The organism is Caldisericota bacterium, from assembly GCA_034717215.1.
GTDB lineage: Bacteria > Caldisericota > Caldisericia > Caldisericales > Caldisericaceae > UBA646.
This window is the reverse complement of the sequence record JAYELD010000075.1, coordinates 1-10,322: the sequence shown is the minus strand read 5'-3', so window position 1 is coordinate 10,322 and position 10,322 is coordinate 1. Positions and strand designations below refer to the sequence as shown.

General features: G+C 35.8%; 7 protein-coding genes. 4 read left to right on the top strand and 3 right to left on the bottom strand.

All coding sequences use genetic code 11. The features are described 5' to 3' along the window. The 3 genes from U9Q18_02985 to ileS all read right to left on the bottom strand — a co-directional run. Nucleotides 1-290: NAD-binding protein (locus tag U9Q18_02985; protein ID MEA3313322.1), on the bottom strand; the 290-nt coding region annotated here is incomplete at its 3' end. Between the two features lie 12 nt (nucleotides 291-302). Further along, nucleotides 303-1,631 carry a potassium transporter TrkG gene (locus tag U9Q18_02980; protein MEA3313321.1) on the bottom strand — a complete coding sequence of 443 codons (1,329 nt, stop codon included), beginning with the start codon at nucleotides 1,629-1,631 and terminating at the stop codon, nucleotides 303-305. Next, nucleotides 1,632-4,763, bottom strand: a complete 3,132-nt coding sequence (gene ileS / locus U9Q18_02975; protein ID MEA3313320.1) for an isoleucine--tRNA ligase — start codon at nucleotides 4,761-4,763, stop codon at nucleotides 1,632-1,634. Between the two features lie 337 nt (nucleotides 4,764-5,100). On the opposite strand from ileS, the gene clpB reads away from it, so the two are divergent. The 4 genes from clpB to U9Q18_02955 all read left to right on the top strand — a co-directional run. Then, nucleotides 5,101-7,716 carry an ATP-dependent chaperone ClpB gene (gene clpB, locus U9Q18_02970; protein MEA3313319.1) on the top strand — a complete coding sequence of 872 codons (2,616 nt, stop codon included), beginning with the start codon at nucleotides 5,101-5,103 and terminating at the stop codon, nucleotides 7,714-7,716. Further along, entirely contained in the window at nucleotides 7,713-8,441 is a 729-nt protein-coding gene (gene rsmG, locus U9Q18_02965; protein ID MEA3313318.1) for a 16S rRNA (guanine(527)-N(7))-methyltransferase RsmG, read from the top strand. Before clpB ends, rsmG begins: the two co-directional genes overlap by 4 nt. After that, nucleotides 8,434-9,006 (top strand): hypothetical protein, encoded by a 573-nt coding sequence (locus U9Q18_02960; protein ID MEA3313317.1) that lies wholly within the window; start codon nucleotides 8,434-8,436, stop codon nucleotides 9,004-9,006. The genes rsmG and U9Q18_02960 overlap by 8 nt, the downstream gene beginning before the upstream one ends. Next, the coding region (locus U9Q18_02955) for a C25 family cysteine peptidase (GenBank protein MEA3313316.1) at nucleotides 9,006-10,322 on the top strand (1,317 nt) is incomplete at its 3' end. The genes U9Q18_02960 and U9Q18_02955, both read left to right, overlap by 1 nt.

The following is a 10,322-nucleotide window of genomic DNA, read 5'->3' as shown; positions in this document are numbered from 1 at the left end:
GCTATAATATTAGTAATTCCCAACTCTTCTAAAACAAGGGAAACAAGAATATTGGATTGAACTTCCCCTATTGCAACAACAACAACATCACAATTTTTGATACCTGTTGCCGCAAGAGCTTCTGGATCGGTTGCTTCAACAACTTCAGCAAAACTCACTTCATCCTTAATATCGTCAACAAGATCGGAATCTTTGTCAAGAGCAATCACTGTACGTCCTAATTCTTCAAGATGTGTAGCAACAGCTGCACCGAATTTCCCCAGTCCTATTACTCCAAACTGTTTTTTCATACTTATTGCCTCCTAACCTATGGCTATATCCTCTTCTGGATAGCCTATATGCGGGGTTTTTCTTCTCCCCATCATGCTAATAACTAAACTCATCGATCCTATTCTCCCTACAAACATTGTAACAATAATTACAAAACGCGAAATAGATGAAAGATGTGTAGTAATACCCGTAGAAAGACCTACTGTCCCGAATGCTGAAATTACCTCAAACAAAACTTGCAAAAATGTAAACTCACCACCTTGCACAAAAAGAATAACAAGAGTTGCAATAGCAATCACAAAAATGGCAAATCCAAATACAAATACCGCACGCATCAAAGTTCCCTTTTTTATCGTCCTCTTACCTATAACCACGTTTCCTTTTCTTCTTATGGAATAAACAACTAATCCAGTAATAACAATAAATGTCGTAGTTTTTATTCCACCTGCTGTACCTCCAGGAGAACCTCCTATAAGCATAAACCATGTCAAGATAAACTGAGTAGACTGATTAAGATTTTTTATAGCCACTGTACTGAATCCTGCTGTACGTGGGGTAATAGATTGGAAAAAAGCTGCAAGCAACTTACCACGCAAAGAAAAATTTGCTATGCTGTTAGGATTACGCCATTCAAATAGTAAAAAAAGTCCAGCACCAGCAAGAATAAGAAATAAAGTTATTCTCAGTACTATTTTTACATGAAAAGTCAATCCTCTATCGTGAGGATGAAGCAATCTCCACAGTACATAGAATCCAATCCCACCTGTTACAATAAGAATCATAACAGTCAGATTAAGTGTAAGATCATTTGTATACCCTTGAAAACTTTGAAACCCTCCCATAATATCAAATCCTGCATTACAAAATGCGGAAACAGAGTGAAACGCCCCCATAGTAAGAGCTCTCCAAAAAGAAAAATCTCTCAAAAACCTAAGTGTAAGAGCAATAGTGCCTAACCCCTCCATTATAAGTACAACAAGAAGTGTCACCTGCAAAAAACGCATAATACCAGAAATATTGTATACGTTCAATCCCTGCTTTAAAATCATGCGATGCTCCAGCGAAACTTTTTTATTAAGCAAGATTAGGAAAAATGAAGTAATTGTCATATATCCCAGCCCACCACACTGGATAAGGAGGATTATAATAAATTGCCCCCATCCTGACCAGTATGTTCCAGTATCCACGACGACTAATCCAGTTACACAGGTGGCTGAAGTAGAAGTAAAAAATGTAATTAGCGGATTGGTAAATTGATGAGAACTACTTGCAAAAGGAAAAATAAGAAGTATCCCTCCAGCTATAATTAATGCGAGAAAGCTTAAAACAATAAATCTAGGTGGAGTAATCTTTTTTCTCATTTATGCCTTCTCAATAGCAAGTCGGTATTTTTTTTCACCGATAGATAATTCCTTTATAATAATGGGGTTCTTCAATTGCGTTAGTTCCTCTGCGAGAGTTTCCTGCATAATATATTCTGTAAACTCTTTTATTGTATCATCATGCGGTTCTAATGAAAGTTGAATCCTATCGGAGATATTAAGATTTGCTTCCTTTCTCATTCCTTGAACTGTATGTACAATTTCTCTTGCAACACCTTCTCCTCTCAATGCATATGTTAACGTTGTATCAAGAAATACAAAACACCCTTTGTCTCTTACGGCAATGTAATTCCCTTTATTTTCAAGTTCAAGAATCAAATCACTTCCAGAAAGTTCTACTTCCTCCCCGTTTATATTAACCATAACCTTCCCTCTTTTTACAAACTCTACGCCCTTTTCTCGATTATTCAACTGTTTTGCAATTTCTGGAAGATTCTTTCCGTACTTTTTGCCAAGCACGGAAAGATTTGGTTTAAGAATTACCGCGCAATATTTTAAAATGCTATCTGGTATCTCGACATCCTTAACATTGAGTTCTTCTTTTATAACACTGCTATTCTTCGCAATAACGCTTTTTTCTTCGTCATTTTCTACGTATACTACAAGCTTTAAAAGTGGCTGTCTTACCCTTATTTTCGACATCTTTCTTGTAGCACGGCCAAGCGAAGTTACATTTATAATAAGTTCCATATCTTCAATAAGTTTCTCCTCTATGTATTTAACATTCGGTTCAGGATAATCCTCGAGGTGAACACTCTCCCTTGCACCAGGCAGAATATCTTTTACAAGACTGCTGTACAATGTTTCTGCAAGAAATGGCGTAAATGGCGCAAGTAGGAGCGCAAGCTTTTTCAGCACTTCGTAAAGCGTAAAATATGCAGAAAGCTTGTCGGAATCATTCTGGCTCTTCCAAAATCTCCTGCGTGAACGTCTTACATACCAATTAGATAATTCATCAACAAATGATTGGATTTCTCTGGTGAGAAATGTAATTTCAAATATCTTCATTTTCTCTATAATAGTTTGGTTCAGTTTTTCAGCTTTTGCAATGATCCATTTATCTAAGATATTTCTTTTTTCAACAGGAATAGAAGAAATAGAAAGTGAGTTAAAATTATCTATATTTGCATACAATGAAAAGAAAGAATAAACATTTCTTAATGGGATAATAAAGCTCTTCATTGCGTCATTCACTACATTTGTTCCAAATCTTCTTGGAGACCATGGTGGAGATGCTGTGTAGATCGACCACCTGAATGCATCTGCTCCTTGTTTGTTTAAAATTACCCAGGGATCAATGACATTTCCTTTGCTCTTACTCATTTTCTGGCCTTTTTCGTCAAGTATCAATTCAAGGCACATTACATTTTTATATGGGGAAACTCCCTTTATCAATGTAGATATTGCAAGTAATGAATAAAACCATCCTCGTGTTTGATCAATTGCTTCTGTAATAAAATCTGCAGGAAAGTCCTTTTCAAACTCTTCTTTGTTCTCAAACGGATAGTGCCACTGAGCATACGGCATTGAACCCGAATCAAACCACACATCAATTACTTCCGGAACTCTTTCCATAACTCCACCGCACTTCGGACATCGCAAATGAAAGTTATCCACATAAGGTTTGTGGAGTTCAACATCAGAAGGGACCTCTTCTATTGCCTTTTCTCTTAGCTCTTCAATGCTTCCTATAGATTCTTTATGGTTACACTCTTTGCAAACCCAGATATTCAGCGGAGTACCCCAATAACGCTCCCTCGATAAAGCCCAGTCCTTAATATTCTCAAGCCAATTGCCAAATCTCCCGTGTTTTATATGTTCTGGGAACCAATTGATACTTTCGTTATTTGCTATAAGTTGATCCTTTACTTTAGTCATATTTATAAACCAAGATTTCTTTGCATAATATAAAAGTGGTGTACCGCACCTCCAACAAAACGGATAATCATGCTCATAAAGTTCTTTCTTTAAAAGCAATCCTCGTTCTTCAAGATCCTTTATAATAAGTGGATCTGCCTTTTTTACAAACATTCCTTTCCACTTGCCTTTTGTAAGGTTTCCTTCAAGATCAACAAACTGCACAAATGGCAAATTATATTTTTTCCCAACTTCAAGGTCATCTTCTCCAAATGCAGGGGCCATATGTACAATACCAGTCCCGTCATCCCCAGTAACAAAATCTGCTGTAACAACTTTATACGCCGTATCTCTTTCTTTGTCTGAAAAATCTGTATAGTCATATAATGGCTTATACTTTATCCCCTCAAGTTCCTTGCTGCTAAATGTCTTTACAATTTCGTAATTTTCTTTTAATACTTCTTTTAATCTGTTTTCAGAGAGAATCAATTTTTCTCCTTCATAGTTCACTAAAACATAAGTAAAATCAGGATTTATCGCAACAGCAAGGTTTGATGGGAGTGTCCATGGAGTTGTTGTCCAAACAAGCAAATATGTAACAGGAAATTTATCATTCTCTACCTTAAATTTCACAAATATTGATGGATCTTTCACTTTTTGGTACCCAAGAGAAACTTCGTGAGAAGAAAGCGTCGTCCCGCATCTTGGGCAATACGGAGATACTCTGTTCCCTTCATACAGCAATCCCTTATTAAAAATCTGCTTAAGGATCCACCAGACTGACTCTAAATATTTATTTTCATACGTAACATATGCATTTCCCATGTCCAGCCAGAAACCAATTCTGTCTGTCATTTTCTCCCATTCTTCTTTATATTGCATGACACTTTCCCGGCAGAGCTTATTAAACTTTTCCACGCCGTATGCCTCAATTTCCACTTTTGTATGAATGCCAAGCTTTTTTTCCACTTCGATCTCAACAGGAAGTCCTTGAGTATCCCATCCTCCTCTTCTTGGAGTATAAAACCCCCTGAGGGAATTATATCTTAATACTGTATCCTTGTATATTCTGGACAAACCGTGATGCACGCCGGGCATCCCATTTGCAGTAGGCGGACCTTCAAAAAATACAAATTTTTCCTTGTCCTTTCTTATCTCAAGGCTTTTTTCAAAAATCTTATTTTTATTCCAAAAATCTATTATTTGCTCCTCTTCAACAGGAATGTCTGTCGCCTTTGCAATTCTTTTAAACATAGAACCTTCTCCTTTCACATATTACAAATAAGTATAAGAAGTTAACATGCACAGTCAAGAATTTATTTTATAAGAAATACATAAATACAAACAAATTGTTGTTAATCAAAACACATAACGAATTTATTTACCATACAAATACTTTGCTTCCGACATCCAATAAGCGCTCTAAAAATGAATTTTGGTGTTTTAAAATAATAGATAAAATAAATATGAAAATCGGCTACCGTACTTTTTATATCATATCAAAACAATCAACCTTTTATTCATTTTTTTTACAGAATATTTATTTATATATATTTTTGTGCTAAAATAGAAAGATAGGAGGTAATTTTACATGGATCCAAATAAATTGACAGAAAAGGCACAGGAAGCATTAATGGTTGCAAAGGAAATCGCTACAACGCAAAACAACCAATCGATAGATGTCGAACACCTACTCGCCGCCCTTATCCAACAACAGGATGGAATAGTTCCTATGCTCCTAACTACACTAAAAATAGACAAAGATTTACTTTTGAGAAACATATACAATGCCATTGAAAAATTCCCAAAAATTCAAAGTGTAAGCGAGGAGAAATTTTATATCACACCCAGGTTGGAGGAGCTTTTTAGAAGAGCAGAAAAAGAAACCCAAAATATAGGTGATGCATTTATAAGCACGGAACATCTTTTTCTTGCTGCAATTTCCGATACAGAAGAAGCAGGCAAAATTCTTGCCAGGTATGGAATAACAAGGCAAAATGTATTAAATTCATTCAAAGAAATACGCGGAGACAAAAAAGTGACAGATAGAACACCGGAAGTTAAGTATAAAGTCCTTGAAAAATATGGCAGAAACCTGACCGCAATAGCAAGAGAAGGGAAAATGGATCCTGTCATTGGAAGAGACGAAGAAATCCGCCATACAATGCAGATTCTTTCAAGAAGAACTAAAAATAACCCTATTCTCATAGGAGAAGCAGGTGTAGGCAAGACCGCAGTAGTAGAAGGACTCGCCCAAAGGATTGCATCTGGAGATGTCCCTGAATCGCTTAAAAACAAAGAAATATTCCAACTTGATATGGGATCACTAATTGCCGGTGCAAAATTTAGAGGAGAGTTCGAGAACAGATTAAAAGCAGTAATAGACGAAATTAAACACTCCCAGGGAAAAATTATTACATTTATAGACGAGATTCATACCGTAGTGGGAGCAGGAGCAGTCGAAGGATCTCTTGACGCATCAAATATGTTAAAACCCGCACTTTCCCGTGGAGAGCTCCGTACTATAGGCGCAACAACGCTTGATGAGTATAGAAAATATATAGAAAAAGATGCTGCACTTCAAAGAAGATTCCAGCCAGTATTAATAAACGAACCTTCTGACCAGGAAACAATTGCCATACTAAGAGGGTTAAAAGAAAAATACGAAGTACATCACGGAGTCAAAATCAAAGATTCTGCGCTTGTTGCTGCTGCTAAACTTTCTTCTCGCTATATCCCCGACAGATTTCTTCCAGATAAAGCAATAGATCTTATGGATGAATCAGCAGCTCTTCTTAAAATGCAAATAGACAGCATGCCTGTAGAACTTGATGAATTAAAGAGAAAAATTAGAATGCTAGAAATGGAAAAGAAAGCACTTGAAAAAGAGAAAAATGACCCGGATACATCAGAACGACTTAAAAAAATTGAAACAGAACTTGCTAATCTGAAAGAAAAAGATATTGTATTAACGACAAAGTGGACTCAAGAAAAAGATGCAATTCATAAAATAAGAACAATCAAAAAGCAAATAGATAAAGTACGCACAGAGGCAAAACTTGCGGAACATCACGGAGATTTAGATGGAGCAGCACGCCTTCTGTATGGAGAATTGCCTTCTCTTCAAAAACAACTGGAGGACGCAAATAAAAAATTGCAAGAAATACAAAAAGATGGAGCAGTTCTCAAAGAAGAAGTAGGCGAAGAAGAGATTGCCGCTATAGTTTCAAAATGGACAGGTATACCTGTTTCAAAAATGCTTACTTCCGAAAAAGAAAAATTACTGCATCTCGAAGACCATTTAAGGAAACAAGTTGTTGGACAGGAACAAGCAATTGTTGCCGTTTCAAATGCCATAAGGCGCGCAAGAGCTGGATTATCAGATCCTGATAGGCCACTCGGCTCTTTCATCTTCCTTGGACCAACAGGAGTTGGCAAAACAGAGCTTGCAAAAACATTAGCCAAAGAGCTATTTGACACAGAAAAGGCCCTGGTTAGGATTGATATGTCAGAATACATGGAAAAGTTTTCGGTTTCTCGTCTCATTGGGGCACCTCCAGGATATGTTGGATATGAACAAAGCGGACAACTTACAGAAACAGTAAGAAGGCATCCATACTCTGTCATTCTGCTTGATGAAATTGAAAAAGCACACCATAATGTATTCAACATTTTACTACAGATACTTGATGATGGACGGCTTACAGATTCAAAGGGAAGAACCGTAAATTTTCGTAACACAATCATCATAATGACTTCCAATATTGGAAGTAGGTACATCTCGGACATTAATGCGCTCCCCAGTACAAAAGAATATATGGACCAGTATGAAAAAATTGTAGAAAAAGTCCAGGAAGATATGCGTCATATATTCAGGCCAGAGTTTCTAAACAGAATTGATGAAACAATTATATTTAACCCATTAGGCATCAATCAAATTAAACAAATTGTAAATATTCTACTTGGAGAAACATTAACTAAACTTAAAGAAAAAGATATTAATCTAATCATAGAAGATGAACTAAAAACATTCCTTGCAAATAAAGGATTTGATCCAGTATATGGCGCAAGACCGCTAAAGAGAACTATCCAGAAATATATAGAAAATCCCCTTGCTTCATTTATCCTTTCGCGCGATATAGAGAAAGGAACAAAGATTAAAGGATACTTAGAAAAAGGAGAGGTAAATTTCGAACTAATAAAATGAAATTTGAAAAAATTATCACAAGCGAAGCCAAAAAAATAAAGTTAAAAATTACACCAGAAATGCTAAATGCATTTAGAGTATATAAAAACTTGCTTCAGCAATGGAATAACACTCGCTTTAACCTTACTTCTGTTCTGGACGATGATGAAATAGCTATAAAACATTTTGTTGACTCCCTTCATCTTGTCCAAGCAACCCCAATTAATGGCAACAAAAAATTAATCGATATTGGAACTGGCGCCGGTTTTCCCGGCCTTCCTATAAAGATTGTTTTCCCAACACTTAATCTTACACTTGTGGATTCACAAAAAAAGAAGGTATTCTTTATAGGTATGTTGCTGAGACGATTAGGAATAGAGGATGTAACGCTTATCAGCAGCAGGGGAGAAAAATTAGGAAAAGAAAAAGAATTTAGAGAAAAATTTGATATTGTTACAATGAGGGGAGTAAGCAAAATTTCTGTAATTTCTGAAATCGCTCTTCCCCTTTTAAAAATTGGCGGAAACGCAGTATTCTGGAAAGGAGGCAAAGAGATAAAACAAATAGAGAAGTTTATTCCATTTATAGAAAAATTGGGAGGACACATCAAAAATACAAAGGAATATCAACTGCCACATACCTTACACAAAAGTTATCTCATCTGTATAGAAAAAGTAAAAGAAACTCCCCAAAAATATCCCAGGTCTTACTCCTCTATTTTAAAATCTCTTAAAAAAAATGCGTGAAAAAGATAAAGATTTTTTCAAATTGCCTTTAACAATTGTTGCATCATACTTTATCATCTATCTTACTCTGTTTAATGTACTTTCTATGGGAATTATTAAGTTTCTCATTTTTTCGTTAGTGCTTTTTCTGCTGAGTATTTTTTTCTATGCCGCATCAAATCGCACCAAATACAGGGGCAAGGAATCTTACTTTGCTTCTATATCCGCAATCCTTATGTATTTCTCCCTTTTTATCACACCATCAATTGCAGGAATGCTCTCATTCAACATATGGGGATGGCTTGCTCTTATGCTCTTTCCGCTCTTTCTCTTCTGGCAAAACAATGAATTTAAAAAACGGTTTTTTTACTTTGCGCTATTTCTGCTTTTCTTTACAAATGCTGTTTCACTATTAGCCGAATCTTTTAATTTTGACCTTATCATAGTAATAGTTTCGGCGCTTTTTTGCGTTCTTCTGTATTTTTACAGGAAAAAAGATTTTGAAAAACAACTCTTTCTTGAACTACTATTCAGCTCATCTTTAATAATATTTATCACCCACATAAGTTCATTTGTGCAAATATAATGCGAATAAATAATGTTGTAAGAAGTAAAAAACCTTTCATTTTCATCGTTATTTTCGTATTAATATTCTCTATTTACAATATTCATAGAACTAAAGCAACAACACTGCCACACAAAACTCAATATATCATTCTTACGACAAATAATCTTATGCAAAGCGCACAGCTCATCGCCAAAACAAGAAACAAAAAATACGATGTAAAAATTGTCACAGTTGAAGACATCGGTTCAAATAGCCCATCAGAAATAAGAAATTATCTCAAAAAAATTGCCATTAGCAAAGGGTATTTGCTTATTCTTGGAAGCGAAAATATAATCCCACGTCCTTCAATGTATCCATCAAGCACGGCGCATTCAGTTTCATACAGTGCGCCTTCAGAAACAAAAACAGACTTATATTATGCATTGCTAAACGAAGAGTTAGACAAAGACAGAGATTTATTCCCGGGAGAGCTTTATGATGACCGAATGAATATATCACCTGATATTTTCGTGGGAAGAATTCCATTTGACAGCAACGAAGAGATCAAAACAATTTTTAACCGGGCAATCCAATTTGAAGAAAATCCTCCCCAAACAGCTGTACTTGCTGCATCATTTATCGCATACCCGGGAGAAATTTATCAAGGAGCAAGGATTTTTAACGGTGATGGGGCAAGGGAAGAAGAGCTCATCGCTACCTTTCTTGGTGAAAATGTCATCAAGTTGTATGAAAAATCTGGCTCTTTCCCATCAGTATATAAAGCAGATTTTGAACTTACAAAAGAAAATTTTTATTCAGCTCTACCTAATGCAGGATTTGTGAATTGGGTAGCTCACGGAAGCAATTCTGCAGCATACAGAGAAATTTGGAATGATAAAAATGAAAATGGTATTCCAGATGATGGTGAATTTAAATTCGAAAGTTTTATCGCTAAAGATGACGCTTTTAAAGCAAACGGCATCTTTTTCTCCGGCAGCTGCCTTAATGAAAATGGCAGTAGTAACCTGGGCAAAGCCATACTTGAAAAAGGAGGTGTTGCTTTCATCGGATCAACCGGAATAAGCTATTCGCCTTCTTATTTTGCTGCCCCTCATGACGGAGGAACGGGAAGCATTAACTACTATTTTGTAAAAAATCTAACTGCAGGAAAAACTGTTGGAGAATCTCTTTATACAGCATTACAAGAATTTTTCGAAAATGATTTTTATAACAACATAGAAGATCCCATAGAAGCCAATTTAATGAACATATACGATTATAACCTATATGGAGACCCAGCAATTATATGGAACGTTGTAGAAAAACAAAAAGAATGCACTACAACAAAAAGAAAC